This window comes from Halobacteriovorax sp. RT-2-3 (assembly GCF_047085075.1).
Taxonomy (GTDB): domain Bacteria; phylum Bdellovibrionota; class Bacteriovoracia; order Bacteriovoracales; family Bacteriovoracaceae; genus Halobacteriovorax_A.
This window is the reverse complement of sequence record NZ_JBKIYF010000001.1, coordinates 201,216-214,760: the sequence shown is the minus strand read 5'-3', so window position 1 is coordinate 214,760 and position 13,545 is coordinate 201,216. Positions and strand designations below refer to the sequence as shown.

At 36.3% G+C, this 13,545-nt stretch carries 17 protein-coding genes; 4 read left to right on the top strand and 13 right to left on the bottom strand.

Annotated elements, in window-relative coordinates:
* Positions 1-5: 5 nt before the first annotated feature.
* The 7 genes from ACMAYX_RS01020 to ACMAYX_RS00990 form a co-directional block, all read right to left on the bottom strand.
* Positions 6-1,796, bottom strand: a complete 1,791-nt coding sequence (locus tag ACMAYX_RS01020) for a hypothetical protein (RefSeq protein ID WP_103217137.1) — start codon at positions 1,794-1,796, stop codon at positions 6-8.
* Between the two features lie 188 nt (positions 1,797-1,984).
* A complete protein-coding gene (locus tag ACMAYX_RS01015) occupies positions 1,985-2,941 on the bottom strand; it encodes an isopenicillin N synthase family dioxygenase (RefSeq protein ID WP_103217136.1) in 957 nt (318 codons plus the stop codon).
* A 166-nt stretch (positions 2,942-3,107) separates the two neighbouring features.
* Entirely contained in the window at positions 3,108-3,740 is a 633-nt protein-coding gene (locus ACMAYX_RS01010) for a YggS family pyridoxal phosphate-dependent enzyme (RefSeq protein ID WP_412471398.1), read from the bottom strand.
* The gene (locus tag ACMAYX_RS01005; RefSeq protein ID WP_103217134.1) at positions 3,737-4,060 is read right to left on the bottom strand and encodes a hypothetical protein; all 324 of its coding nucleotides are present in this window, start codon (positions 4,058-4,060) and stop codon (positions 3,737-3,739) included. The genes ACMAYX_RS01010 and ACMAYX_RS01005 overlap by 4 nt, the downstream gene beginning before the upstream one ends.
* A 10-nt stretch (positions 4,061-4,070) precedes the next feature.
* Positions 4,071-4,499 (bottom strand): type II toxin-antitoxin system RatA family toxin, encoded by a 429-nt coding sequence (locus ACMAYX_RS01000; RefSeq protein ID WP_412462557.1) that lies wholly within the window; start codon positions 4,497-4,499, stop codon positions 4,071-4,073.
* A gap of 32 nt (positions 4,500-4,531) precedes the next feature.
* Positions 4,532-5,485 (bottom strand): class II fructose-bisphosphatase, encoded by a 954-nt coding sequence (glpX, locus tag ACMAYX_RS00995; protein WP_103217132.1) that lies wholly within the window; start codon positions 5,483-5,485, stop codon positions 4,532-4,534.
* A gap of 115 nt (positions 5,486-5,600) precedes the next feature.
* Complete coding sequence (locus ACMAYX_RS00990) at positions 5,601-6,320, bottom strand: PilZ domain-containing protein (protein WP_103217131.1); 720 nt, start codon at positions 6,318-6,320, stop codon at positions 5,601-5,603.
* A gap of 111 nt (positions 6,321-6,431) precedes the next feature.
* On the opposite strand from ACMAYX_RS00990, the gene pgsA reads away from it, so the two are divergent.
* From pgsA to ACMAYX_RS00970, 4 genes are all read left to right on the top strand, one after another.
* Positions 6,432-7,094, top strand: coding sequence for a CDP-diacylglycerol--glycerol-3-phosphate 3-phosphatidyltransferase (gene pgsA / locus ACMAYX_RS00985; protein ID WP_103217130.1), 663 nt, complete (start codon positions 6,432-6,434; stop codon positions 7,092-7,094).
* 15 nt (positions 7,095-7,109) lie between these two features.
* A complete protein-coding gene (gene serB, locus ACMAYX_RS00980) occupies positions 7,110-8,315 on the top strand; it encodes a phosphoserine phosphatase SerB (RefSeq protein WP_103217129.1) in 1,206 nt (401 codons plus the stop codon).
* Between the two features lie 93 nt (positions 8,316-8,408).
* Entirely contained in the window at positions 8,409-8,753 is a 345-nt protein-coding gene (gene panD / locus ACMAYX_RS00975) for an aspartate 1-decarboxylase (protein ID WP_021267374.1), read from the top strand.
* A 28-nt stretch (positions 8,754-8,781) separates the two neighbouring features.
* Positions 8,782-9,333, top strand: coding sequence for a leucine-rich repeat domain-containing protein (locus ACMAYX_RS00970; RefSeq protein WP_412462556.1), 552 nt, complete (start codon positions 8,782-8,784; stop codon positions 9,331-9,333).
* Here ACMAYX_RS00970 and ACMAYX_RS00965 read toward each other — a convergent pair.
* The 6 genes from ACMAYX_RS00965 to ACMAYX_RS00940 are packed head-to-tail and all read right to left on the bottom strand — an operon-like array spanning position 9,330 to position 13,485.
* Positions 9,330-9,689 carry a Crp/Fnr family transcriptional regulator gene (locus ACMAYX_RS00965; protein ID WP_103217127.1) on the bottom strand — a complete coding sequence of 120 codons (360 nt, stop codon included), beginning with the start codon at positions 9,687-9,689 and terminating at the stop codon, positions 9,330-9,332. The genes ACMAYX_RS00970 and ACMAYX_RS00965 overlap by 4 nt on opposite strands.
* Before the next feature lie 12 nt (positions 9,690-9,701).
* A complete protein-coding gene (locus tag ACMAYX_RS00960) occupies positions 9,702-10,049 on the bottom strand; it encodes a Crp/Fnr family transcriptional regulator (RefSeq protein WP_392992088.1) in 348 nt (115 codons plus the stop codon).
* Between the two features lie 15 nt (positions 10,050-10,064).
* Entirely contained in the window at positions 10,065-11,021 is a 957-nt protein-coding gene (locus tag ACMAYX_RS00955) for a lipoate--protein ligase (protein WP_412469492.1), read from the bottom strand.
* 12 nt (positions 11,022-11,033) lie between these two features.
* Positions 11,034-11,459 carry a hypothetical protein gene (locus ACMAYX_RS00950; protein WP_103217124.1) on the bottom strand — a complete coding sequence of 142 codons (426 nt, stop codon included), beginning with the start codon at positions 11,457-11,459 and terminating at the stop codon, positions 11,034-11,036.
* A 33-nt stretch (positions 11,460-11,492) separates the two neighbouring features.
* The gene (locus ACMAYX_RS00945) at positions 11,493-12,446 is read right to left on the bottom strand and encodes an HAD-IIIA family hydrolase (protein ID WP_392992092.1); all 954 of its coding nucleotides are present in this window, start codon (positions 12,444-12,446) and stop codon (positions 11,493-11,495) included.
* A 1-nt stretch (position 12,447) separates the two neighbouring features.
* Positions 12,448-13,485 carry a hypothetical protein gene (locus tag ACMAYX_RS00940; RefSeq protein ID WP_412462554.1) on the bottom strand — a complete coding sequence of 346 codons (1,038 nt, stop codon included), beginning with the start codon at positions 13,483-13,485 and terminating at the stop codon, positions 12,448-12,450.
* Between the last annotated feature and the right edge of the window lie 60 nt (positions 13,486-13,545).

The window sequence follows — 13,545 nt, the reverse complement described above, 5'->3', positions numbered from 1 at the left end:
TATTCTTACTTTGTTTCAAAATTAATAACGTCATAGTTCAAATTTAATTCGTTATCCATTATATTTTTCTTAATTAATTCATTTAACGTATTCTTCGCATGAGTGCTTATCGCAGGGTTTTGCGAATTTAAGTCTCTCAATACCTGATCCTTTAAATGGTGGGCATTGATATAATGTGGATACTTAAGTTTTCTTCTTTCCACTTCACAAATAACATCAGTCTTGTAAGAGTCATAAAGATTATCTGGTGTCTGCAATCCTTCTGGAGGATAAATAATCTGAATAAGATTTCTAACTATTGGAATCTGGTTCCAATTTGAAGTTATGACATTTCCAAATGCCCAATTCACAAAGTCAGAACAAACACCTAGCTTTGAATAATCCTCTTTATTTTCAACTTTCTTTAATGCCTTCTCTTTGGTACGAGTCATCTTCTTTGCACTCTTTTCATTAACTCGAAGCCATGCAAAATTTGTGCGATAATCATCATAAGTATCGCAACCATCAGAATGACACTTGCGATATCCCTTCTTTATCTCGAGAAAAGGAGGCATCTTATCTTCCTCTTCCTTTCCCCAATTAAAGCTAAGAGGGTAAAATCCCATCGTATTTATACGCGTATCACGCTCTATTTCTGTAATGATCTCAGCGTGTCTAAACTCTAGACTTCGATCATTAAACTTTAAAAACTCGACAAGCTTGATGGCCCCTGAAGTTCGAGGACTAAAGTCTTCAAAAAGATCGATATCACTTTCTAGTGATCTTCTAAGAAGAATATTTCCTGGCCCGCCAAGTAGTGAGCATACTTGGGTCGCACGATAATACTTAAACTCCATCTCTTTAAGACCAAGCGTTGGATCAAGCTCAATCACTACTAATCTCTTATTTAAGCTTTTAGCTTCTAAAGAAAATAAGTTGAACGTCTTATATACACGAGATAAAAGTACACGCGCATTTTTTGTATTTGTCTTTGTAAGATTTACTAGCTGTCTAGTCTGTGACACTAACTGTGTAAGCTTTGCAAACTGTGCTCCATCATTGATATCAAAGTCTTCGAGAAGCTCTTCTACTTCCTTTAAGATCTTCTTATATTTGATATAGTCATAGGATTCGGCAGTATATGGACGACGATATTCTTTTCTTGGCCCATGATTCCTTTTAATAAACAGTGAAAGATGATCAATCATTCTTGTTAGTGAAATCTCTAATTCATCTTGTGCATTATAGAAGTCACCTAGTAATTCTTCTTTTTGCTTAAGGAATTCTTCCTGCTTTTGATATACCCTTGCAACCTCTCTAAGTGGTTTTGAAATTTGAATATAAATATCTTCTTCTTTTAACATTTCTGCTAAATTAAGCGCTGATGCTGAAATTTGAGAGATAAGAATCTTACGAGAAGATGGGAGCTTCTCGTATCCCTTTGTCTTAGAAAATGTTGGGATAAGCTTATCTAAGTATTGAATGAACTCGAGTGTTTCTTTATAGGCAAGCTCATCTGTGTACTCACCTTCTTTATCTGTGCCTAGTTGGCCCTTCTTTAAAACTCTCTTGTGAAACTTTCTAATAGCAGAATGAATATTCTCATATTGGTAATAGGCTTCTGTATATCCATTTCGCTGATATTCTGAATTATGGATTTTGGCCATATTTCTTAAGCGAACAAGAATCTTAGAAGATGCCCTCTTCATTGATAAAACTTCACGATTAAATTGCGTTGAAGCAGATGCTAGGATCGTGAAATTGAATACAAGAATAGTGACGAACTTGATTAAAGTCGATTTCTTTAGGTTTTGCATGGCAATTAATATGCAAAAAAAGTGCCACCCATTTTGATTAAATTATAAGCATTTAGAGTTTAGAAAGTGTTCAGAATTTAGACAAATAGACATTTAATCAACAAATAAAAAAGGCCTCACTATTGCGAGGCCTTTACATTCTTATTATTCGTAGTGTTGTTGTTCTGGTTCCCCAGTATTTATTAAAATTACTTAATTAGACCAATTTCTCTTAGTCTTTGATTTAGGAAGTCTCCAGCAGTGATATCTTCCCACTTCTTGCCTTCACCTACACAGCTTTCTAAACAAGCTAGAGATGCTTTTGAGTGCGGGTGCACAAAGTATGGCATAGAGTATCTTTCTTCACCAGAATTGTCTGGGTTGATTACTCTGTGAGTAGTTGCAGGAAGTACATTATTCGTTAGCCTTGCCATCATATCTCCAGAATCAACAACAAGTTGTCCTGGTTTAGAATCTACATCTAGCCAAGTTCCATCACGATCTAAAAGCTGTAAACCTGATGAAGTTGCACCAACAAGCATTGTGATAAGGTTGATATCCTCGTGTGCACCGGCCCTAATTGAGTTTGTTGTATCGTGACCAGTTGTTGGCGGGTAGTGAATCGTTCTTAGAATTGAATTTCCATCATTAACCATATCTGCAAAGAAGCCTTGTGGTACGTCTAGCCCTTTTCCAATTGCTTCTAAAAGAACATTTGCAGTAGCATCCATAGATTCATAGAGAGAAAGAAATTTTTCTTTAAAGCCAGGAACTTCTGCAGGCCAAATATTTTCAGGATAAACCCCTTTGTATTGTGAAGTCGCTGCAAGCTCACGCCCAACGTGCCAAAACTCTTTTAGGTCTGGGTGCTTGCTATCTTTTGCGTGCTCCATTCCAAATGGAGTGTAGCCACGTTGACCACCGTTTTGTCCTTGGTAATTAAGCTTAGTTTCCACAGGTAGAGAGAAGAATTTCTTTACCATATCATATGCTTCATCAACTTTATTTTGATCAACAGTGTGATTATCTAGAATGATAAAACCGTATTCTTTTAGGCCGTACATTAAGTCGTCGACAAATTTAATCTGATCAGCAGTCGAGCCTTCAGTGTAAGAAGTAAGGCTTAATTCTGGAACTCTTCTTTCATTATTATTTGCAGTACTCATAATGACTCTCCATATTTGATGTCGATTTATTTTAGTAGATAAAAATTTATTACAGTGCGCATAAATTAAAGTCAATAATGACAATTATAAGCCACGACTAATACACAATGCAATTACATATAGTTAGAAAGGGATTTTGAGAAATTAGATAGTAAGGATACAATAATTATGCCTTAAAAATAGCACTTCCTACACGAATACAATCACTGCCTAATGCAAGAGCATCGGCCATATCACCGCTCATTCCCATTGAAAGCTTTAGCTCTTTATCGACAGCATCACGAATTTCTACTAACTTTTTAAAGCTATCACGAGGAGCAGCTCCATTAGCAGCGGCCATGGTCATAAGGCCCACGATATGAATATTGCTAAGATCTTTGGCCTCATCGATAAAATTTCTAACAGAGTCAAGATCCCAAAGGCCGCCTTTTTGTTCTTCACCACTAGTGTTAACTTGAATATAAAACTCGCAAGGAGACTGAAGCTTTTCATTGAAAAGGCGCATATGCTTTAAGCTATCAAGAGATTGAATACATTTTAAATTTGGAACCTGACAAATTTTTGAAATTTTATTTGATTGGATATGACCAATGAAGTGCCATCTAATATCATGAAAACCTAATTCATGTGCCTTTTGGGCCTTAGGCATAAGTGACTCAATACGATTCTCACCAAAGTCTCTATGTCCTAATTCGTAAACAGTTATGATATCTTCAAACTCACTATACTTGGTTACCGCCAAGAGTTTATTCTTGTCACCAACTTGAGTAAGAATTTTTTGATAATTTTTAGAAATCATTTTTCAGATTTTTTCTCTTTCTTCTTAAAACTTACAGTAACTTCATAATCCTCAAGTATTGATTCTACAATTGTTTTAGGATCAACATTCTTTAGGTAACTACGAAGTTCTTCTCGAACAGAAATGACAAAATCCTCTTTTGTCTTTTTAGCGTTTGTCATAAGTCCAGATACAATATCTTTTGGCAAAGGCAGATCATCTAGAACCTTTTTTACAGATTCTTCTGTCATAAAAGCTGCCCCAATGCCAATTGAGACAACTTTCTTTATCGTATCACCTAAAATTCCATCTGACTTATCTGTTTTCTTAGACTCGCTCATAATCGACTCACTAGTTCTTTGCGCGCTCGTAGAAGCTTTTCATCATAGAAGGCAGTGATGTTTCAGTAAGCTTATTTACGATCATCTTAGCGCCTGGGATAAATCCTTTGACTTCGATCTCTAAACTATATGTTACTTCAGTTTTACCTTCACCAAGATCTTTTAAATCCCATCCACCGTCGTTAACTTTAAATAAATCACCTTTCTTGAATGTCCAAGCAACCTTATTAGGACGGCTCATTTCCATATCAAGTTGGTAATTTAATTTTTTAATCATATCGATTGAGTATTCAACAACACCACTTGCTTCAGTCATATCATGAACTTTAATTTCATTCACACCAAGAACAAAGTCTGGGTAAGATTCAAAGTCAACAATAACGTCATATAGTTTATTAATATCAATATCAAAAACTTCAGTGCGGCTTGCCTTTGCCATAATCAACTTCCTTGTAATTATTATTTAAAAAATTAGTAGCGTGGTTTTGTATCAAATCTATGTTCAGCAACGATTCTTCTAATCGTTCCCGACTGACTTCTCATAACGATTGATTCAGTAATCGCACCCCATGACTTGAATTTTACACCATTTAAAAAACTTCCATCTGTAACACCTGTTGCACAGAACATTACATTTCCGGAAGCCAGCTCATCGATTGTGTAGATCTTATTGATATCATCAATTCCCATTGTTTTAGCACGAGCGATTTCTTCATCATTTCTTGGCTTAAGTCTTCCTTGAAAATCTCCACCAATACAACGAAGGGCCGCTGCAGCGATCACACCTTCAGGTGCACCACCTGTCCCAAAAAGGATATCGATACCACTATCTGGTTCACTACAAGCAATTGCAGCAGAAACATCACCGTCACCAATTAATTGGATACGAGCACCAGCGTCTCTTACCTGTCTAATTAATTCTTCGTGGCGAGGGCGATCTAAAATAACAGCAGTAAGATCTTGAATACGACACTTCTTTGCCTCAGCAAGTCTTTTTAAGTTCTCGGCAGGAGTATCATCAATATTGATAAGACCTTTTCCTTCAGGACCTACAGCGATTTTTTCCATATAAGTATCAGGAGCATTTAGGAAATTACCTTTTTCAGCAATGGCCATTACTGCGATTGAGTTCCAACCACCATTTGCACATACTGTCGTTCCCTCTAAAGGATCTAGAGCAATATCAAGCTCTGGGCCATTGCCCGAACCAACCTTTTCGCCAATGTAGAGCATCGGTGCCTCATCGCGCTCACCTTCACCAATAACAACAGTTGCATTACACTCAACAGAGTCTAGCATTGTTCTCATGGCATCAACTGCTGCTTGGTCTGCGGCCTTTTCATCACCACGTCCCATTAGCCTAGCTGAGCTAATAGCGGCCATTTCAGTAACTCTTACAAATTCTAAAGCGAGGTTTCTATTCATTATCAATCCTTTTAATTCAAAACATTTAGCATTATTTTAAGGAGATAAACCTCAATTGAAAAGCTTCGTTTTGAAATAAATGAATTAAACTAACGATTAAGCGCTTAAGGTTATATTAACCAATAACTTTTCGCGTTAGAAACTCAAGATCACCTTCGGAAATAAGACTCTTTGGAACGTGGGCAACAAGTTCACGTGCAAAGTCTAAACGATCCTGATCGACTGGAGTATCAATAAGGAATTCAAATTCTTCTTCGTGCGTTAATGGCTTGTCAGAGCTTCTAACATTAAGAACTTTTCCTGTCTGAATCCCTTCGCCATCAGTCCACTCTAGAATAGAGTCCATCATAAGGATTTGAATTTTTGAAATTTCACCATCTCTGTGGTGCCATATGAAAATCTCAAATGGCCCGTCACAACGAAGCCAAGTCTTAAGTCCCACAGGAAGCTCAAGCTGCTCATCATACTCGTGAATTGGTCTAAGATTTTTTGAAACATTAGCAACTGATAGAAAGTTTAAAAGCGTCTTGTCAAAGATATCATCTTTAATGAACTCAATTCCAAGATTGTCTTTTTCAACTCTTCTTACAATACATTTTACTTTTACTTTTTGGTCATACCAGTGAATCTCTCCAGAGAATTTATCTTCCATCTGCGCGCCTAAATCACCATCACTAAGTGTTAGACTCATTCCACCATATGAAATATCTCGAACTTGATAATTTTTCGAATTATCTTCTCTTTTAAAAACTAAGTAACTAAAAGGAAAACGTGGAAACACACGCTTTTCAATAGATTGGTGACCTGTTTTAATAAGATTGAGATGCTTTTTCATAGCTCGAGTTATCCTTTTATTCGATTTAAGTAATTTATGTTAATTATTATAGACGTTTATGGGCCGAAGGTTTAAAGTTTAATAAATAGGAAAAATCTTCATTGAGTAAATATGTCGGAAAATAAAATGCAAAACTCACATAATACTGTCTCGCAAAAGGAAATTCTCAGTGAATGGGAAATCGATAATCTCCCCAATCGCCTTACAATTTTCCGAGTTGCACTCATCCCCGTTATTTGCCTGACCCTTTACCTCTGTTTATTCGAAGAAAATATTTTTAAGGCCACTGTTAAAACACTTGGCTATATTGCGGCATGGACATTTGTCCTCGCATCATTCACAGACTTTCTAGATGGCTATATAGCTCGCAAAAGAAATATCGTTACTGTGTTTGGCTCATTTCTTGATCCAATTGCAGATAAGTTCCTTGTTGTCTCATCTCTTATTCTTTTACAGGCCCTCGATCGCGTCAACGTGATTGTTGTCATTGTTTTAGTTGTGCGTGAAATGTATATGACAGCGCTTCGTCTACTTGCGATGGAAAAAGGCCTAAAAGTAAGTGTTAACCAACTTGGAAAATGGAAGACAACATTTCAAATGATGGCCATTCCAATGCTTATGGCCTGGGATAAACCATTTGGTTTCTCATTCCCATTAGTAGGGACAATACTTATTTACCTTTCGTTCGTTTTTTCTGTTTTCTCGGCCCTAGTTTATACCTTTGGCTTATTTAAGAAGATTTCAGAAGTAAGAAAAGAGCGAAAGCAAAAATAAATAGAAGGATCAGCCATGCCAAATAGCTTAGAAAACGGAATAAAAGAAATCATTATCACCGTATCAGGACAAGACCGTCCAGGTATTACAGCTGGCCTCATGAAAGTTATCAGTGAGAACAATACTGATATAACTGATATCAACCAAGCAATTACACATAACTTATTGTCGCTATCTTTTGTTATTAAGATGAGTGAGAAGAAAGGTGAAAATCAAAATGTTCTTAAAGAACTACTTTTCACGGCCCATGAAATGGGACTTAAACTTGAGTATTCGATTGTAAGTGCAGAGACAACTTATAAAACTCCTTATAATAGCTTTATCTTAAATTGTGTTGCGCCAAAGAAGATCTCTGCAAATTTTATCGCTGATGTTGCCCAATGCTTAGCACATAACGATATTAACATTTACCGAATTGATAATGTATCAAAAGAAGGCTTTAACTCTCTTGAGGTTCTAACTGACGTACCTGAGAAAGTTGGCTTAAATAAGGTAAAGTCCGACCTACTTAATATAAGCAATCGTCATCATACAGATATTGCTTTCATCCGTGATGACGTCTTTAGACGCTCAAAAAGACTTATCGTCTTTGATATGGACTCAACACTAATTCAGGCCGAAGTCATTGATGAGCTTGCAAAGGTGCACGGAATAGGGGCCAAGGTTTCAGAAATCACAGAAAGAGCAATGAATGGTGAGATTGATTTTAATCAATCTCTCATTGAACGCGTCTCACATTTAAAAGGCTTAAGCGAGAAGACACTACAAGATATTTCTTTAAATCTGCCTCTTACAGATGGTGTTGAAGACTTTATTCGCACAGTAAAGAAATATGGATACAAAGTTGCTGTCATCTCTGGTGGCTTCACTTACTTTGCTAATTACCTAAAAGAGAAATTAGACCTCGATTATGCGTTTGCTAATGAACTTGAAATTGAGGGTGGCGAGCTCACTGGACGTGTAAAAGGAACAATTATTAACGCTGACCAGAAGGCCGTTCTTGTTAACCTTATTGCTCAACAAGAAAATATTTCGCTTGAACAAGTTGTTGCTATTGGGGACGGTGCAAATGATCTTCCAATGCTAGCGCAGGCCGGCCTAGGAATCGCCTTCCATGCAAAAGACATCGTGCGTAAAAATGCTCAAAATCACATGAGTCACGGACCAATGACATCTATCTTGTACTTCCTAGGTATTCCAGGGCCAGATTCAAAACAATAAGTATTGTGATTGTTAGAAATTTTATAGGTGAACTAGTTAACAAAACCTTAATTTTTCATTGGCGGGCCAAGACTAATTTGATAAAAAGCTCTTATGCGTGAAATGTTACAATCAAAAATTCACAAGGCCGTGGTTACACAGGCCGACTTAAATTACATCGGTTCAATTACGATTGATGAAGAGTTACTTGAGCTTGTCGACTTATGGCCAGGACAAAAAGTTCTTATCGTCTCTAATACGAATGGAGCGCGCTTAGAAACTTATGTTATCAAAGGCGAACGTGGTTCAGGAGAGATTTGTCTAAATGGTGCTGCCGCTCATCTTATAAATGTGGGCCACGAAGTTATCATTATTGGTTTTCAAATGACTGACCAAAAAGATATTAGACCAAAACAGATCTTAGTCGATAAGAATAATAAATTTATTCAATACCTCTAATTTTTTTAGCTATGCTACAATAGTAGTTATGTTACTAAAGCTAAGTAAGAAGCATGACCTCTTTGAGGCCAGCAAAAATATTGATAATTACTTATCCGTAGAAAATCTCGAATTCTCACTTAAGCACTCGTGTCACATCATAATCGACTGTGCAAAACTATCGTCTTTAAGAAAGCTATATATATACGCCCAAGCTCAGTGCAAACTTACACTGAGTAATGCTCAAGAGCTTGAGATCTTAAAGCTCAAGGGTGTATGCAACTTACAAGAGCTAGCAGGAAGTCATCTTAAAAACTTAAAAATACTCCAATTAGCAAATTGCAATCTTACAATACTTCCTAATTGGTGCGTGGAACAAAGCAAGCTTGAAAGCCTTGAGCTACAAAACAATCAACTTACAACTCTTCCTAATGAGTTTGAGTGGCTCAAAGAACTTAGACGCTTAAATATCGATAACAACAAATTTGAGCAAGTGCCACGAGTCCTTGCAACAATAGAGAAGCTACACCACCTTTCATGTGACAATAATGAAATCACTGATGAAAATCTTTATGATTTTAGAAGACTCAAGAATAGCTAAACTTCTGGCCTAATACGACTTGATGCTTTTCGGATTCGATCAATTAAAGTTTCTAATAAATTTCTAAACCACTTAGGTTGCTTACTTAAATAAGCTTCAAATTTAACTGAAGGGATGACTATTAGCCTTGAGTTTGTCAGTGCCTTGATCGTGGCACAACGTGGCCCTCGATCAAAGAAACTCATCTCACCAACTAACTCTCCAGGAAAGATCGTTCCAATCTTAACCTCTTGGTCATTTCTAACTTTATAGACCCCAAGAGTTCCCTCTTCGAGGATATAGATTTCTGTACTCTCATCACCTTCACGAATAAGATATTGATTAGCATTAATGAATAAATTAGTTGGGCTACTCATATCACTATCCTTTTAAACTTTTATCTTTTCATTAGTTGAACGAAGGCGATCGGCCAAGGTCTTCATCATACTCTGTAACCATTTAGGCCTCGACTCGATAAACTCATTGAATTTTTGTGCATCAAAAATCTCAAGCTCACAATCAGTAATGGCCTTAACAGTGGCACAACGAGTTCTCTTATCAAGAAAACTTACTTCACCGACAAATTCACCACTATAAATCGTTCCTATCTGTTTCTGTTCACCTTCAACATCTTTATAGACGGCCAGCGTGCCTTCTTTTAAGAGGTACATACAACTACTTTCCTCGCCTTCATTGATGATGGCCTCACCTGGAATAATATGAATAGTCTCTCTCATTTCTTCTCCGATAAGCTAAACAAAGAGAATACGGTGACATTCCTTAATAAATTCGCTTTGCTGCTGAGTAAGTTTAAAATCTGGTCTTGATAAATAATAATCCTTGTCGACGATTAGATCAATTAAAGAAGGATTTTCTGGATTACAAGCAATAACTTTAGCGTACTTAGCTGTTACCAAGTAGTCTGCGACCTTGAATGAAAACTTAGGAGTTGCACCGTAAACCCAGTCCCAACTCATATTTGACTGAATCTTTTCCATCAGGGAATCGATCATACAAATATCTTGTTCAGCTAATTCAAAGGCCTCGCTCTGGGTATTATAATTGAACTCAAAAGACTTCTTAATGGCAGAAACAATAACTGACTCATTAATATCAGCATTTACTTGCTTCAGATTTATCACCTGTGAAGGAACAGACTTAACTCCCATGGCCGCTTCGGCCGTAAGCTTCGAGCGCAGAAGATCATTTAACTGATTAAGGTTAGCATCAATTAAAAGCGTTCCATGATGAAGGGCACTATGTTTTGTTTCTTTAAAGGCACAACCTGATATTTTATAATCCACTTCATTATGTATAAGCCTAAGATCATGACGATGATTTTCAAAAGCATCAATGCCCAAAGACTTAAGTCCTGATACAATAATGGAAGCGTTCTTAGATTTATCGTAAGCAGACTTAGGGCAAATGAAGGAGTAGTTTAAATTACCTAGGTCATGATAAACACAGCCCCCACCACTTTGTCTTCTAACAAGATTAATCCCAAGCTCTCTTATTTTTTTTACCTGACACTCAATCCATGGATTTTGAAATTTCCCCATCACAATACTTGGAGCACTCTTCCAAAGAATGAGAATTTGCTCATGACTATTATCAAGCTGATGTTTACGAAACAAATAATCTTCAAATGCTAAATTGACATAGGGATTAGTTGAATGGATATAGTAGAATTTAATTGGAGTAGAGGCCATGTGATGAGCTTATTATTCCTCACTTAAGCGTTCAATGACACTTGCATCCAGGCCACTTACATCAAATTCCTTAAGCGCACGAGTTGACTTACGACATAAGTTTAGCTTTTCAAGTAATCCTTCACTCTGATCAGGAAAAGACTCATCCTGTAATTGAATCTCTTCGATTGTTTGCTCAAAAGGCGCACAACCATTTTTTAAGATAACGAAAGAAAGATACTTAGATATAGGAAGCTCTTCAAGATTAGTGCGAGAACTAATAACAGAGATATACTCTTTACTTTTTTCTTTAAGAGAGTCTAACTGACGTGATAACTCGAGCTCAGTATTCATTAGAGGTCGAGCAAAAGTTGCAGAAGTTATAAATGTTAAAAATAGGGCAAAGAGAGTACTTAAATTATTAAATCTAGCTAGGCCCATAGAGTCTATTATTTTCATATGTAATTCCTTTTACATAGCTGCTATTTTGACTCAATTTGTCTTATTTGGCAACGTCTTGGCAAATTTTAATACTTCCGCAAAATTATTTGCCAAATATTTCACACCTTCTAAAGGATAGCGATTCTTTAGATGAATCGTTTCGAGAAGAGGAAAGTTGAGTTGATCACTTTGTTTATCCCCTACCATATATGATTTTTTCAAATCAACAGCAAAGTCAAAACAAGCTTCTAGCAGCATCCCTGGGTGAGGTTTTCTTAAAAGAGAATGGTACTTATACTGACCAACACCCTTTAGAAACTCAAATGGAGCAATATAGAAAGCATCAATTAAATGATGAAGTGATTCATTTAATGCACTATTAAATTTTTCAACATCAGTATACTCAAACATACCTTTTGATACACCTGACTGATTTGTCAGAACAATCTTAAGCCTAGTCTTATTGTAATCATCTAGTAGAAACTCGTAGGCCCCTGAGACTAATTCGAGTTCTTCAATTTTATGAACATAAGAATGGTCGATATTTAATACTCCATCACGATCTAGAAAGAGCGCCTCTTTATAATCGCTATCTTTGAAGTAGCGCTTTAGAACAGGCATAATTTCTTTTGAAAAATTTGGCATTCCCACTGGATCAATTTGATCGATATAAAAAACACCACTAGCACTATAATAATCAGCACAAACAGAGATATCTCTCACATCTGGAAAGAATTTCTCACAGGCCTCAAGCTCATCTCTATCGAGATTTAACTTAGAAAGGTAGTAGTATTCGCAATTGCCTTTTTTTGGCATTTCAAAAAGATTAAAAAGATCAGGTTTCACACTACTTTTTGTCGTAATTAAGAGTACTGTTTTATTATCATTCAAGTATGCTCGTAATTGGGAGTCGCCAGAGAATTCATGAATTTCAAATTTTCCAGAGTCACCAAAGCATTCTTTAATTTCTTGAAAGTCTCTCTGACATAATACAATATCAAACATATTAATCCTTTTTGTAGTCAAATTTCATCGAGCAATTAATCTTGTACGATGGCGCTGTAAACTTATTCATAGGTTTTACGCGAATCTGTAGTTTATCGTTTTCAATCTCAATATTAAATGAAGAGATCTCCGGATTAAGTTCACAGATAGAGATCTTAGCGGCCTGGGCATAATTGACAACGTGGCAAAAATCTAATTTATAACTATTGTGTTTATAAAAACATATCCCTTGGACAACATCTTTATTGCCTAGGCCCATAAGTGGCAATAGCGACGAAATAAATTTATCTTTATCCTTTTCCAGTAATCCTGAAAATATATCGTGATAATGTTTGATTAAGCTTCGATACAGTTCAAATAGATCCTCGCGGTCCTCTCCTTCAAGCTCCCCAGGAAGTTGGGTCATCTCCCATTGCGAATCAAAACGTCCACTGTACTCAAGATCATAGCGTTCATAGAGCTTTCTATTAAAGCGAGAAAATTCCTGATCGATATATTCATTCAATGTATGTTGAGTAAAATCAATATCTGAGTAAGACTTGAAATACTTTTGGAAAATACTTTTAGCTCCGGCCGATTTAGTTGTGATATTGGCCCCACTCTTAACTAACTTTAAGCTAATAGGAATAATTCGCACTTCATCATCAATTTTCACTTGAGCAACAATATCTGCTTCATGGAGTTGTGACTTTATCAGATGATCACTTAACTTTCCAACAACTGTAATATTGGTAATATCACCTTTTATATTTACATTTATTGCCCTGGCCATCTCTCTAGCAAGTTTTGGAAGTTCATCCAAAAGAGTACGCGCATGAAGCCTTAACCAACTTTCATATTCGCGCATCATTCTCATTAGCTCTTGATCAATATTTTTAAGAAAATTTGCTTCTATTTTATTTAAAACGGAAATTTCCTTGGCAACGAGAAACTCAAAAAGATTACCTTTGATCTCGTTTTTCAAAGCTTCAAGTTGTGTACGGTTATGAATTTCTTTGAAATTATTAATGAATTGGTTATTGCCAGAGCTCGTAGACACTTAATTTCCTTAACTCGTTAAGCTGCAAAAAAATATGTTTTTTTTTGTGGCCAAGTGAGT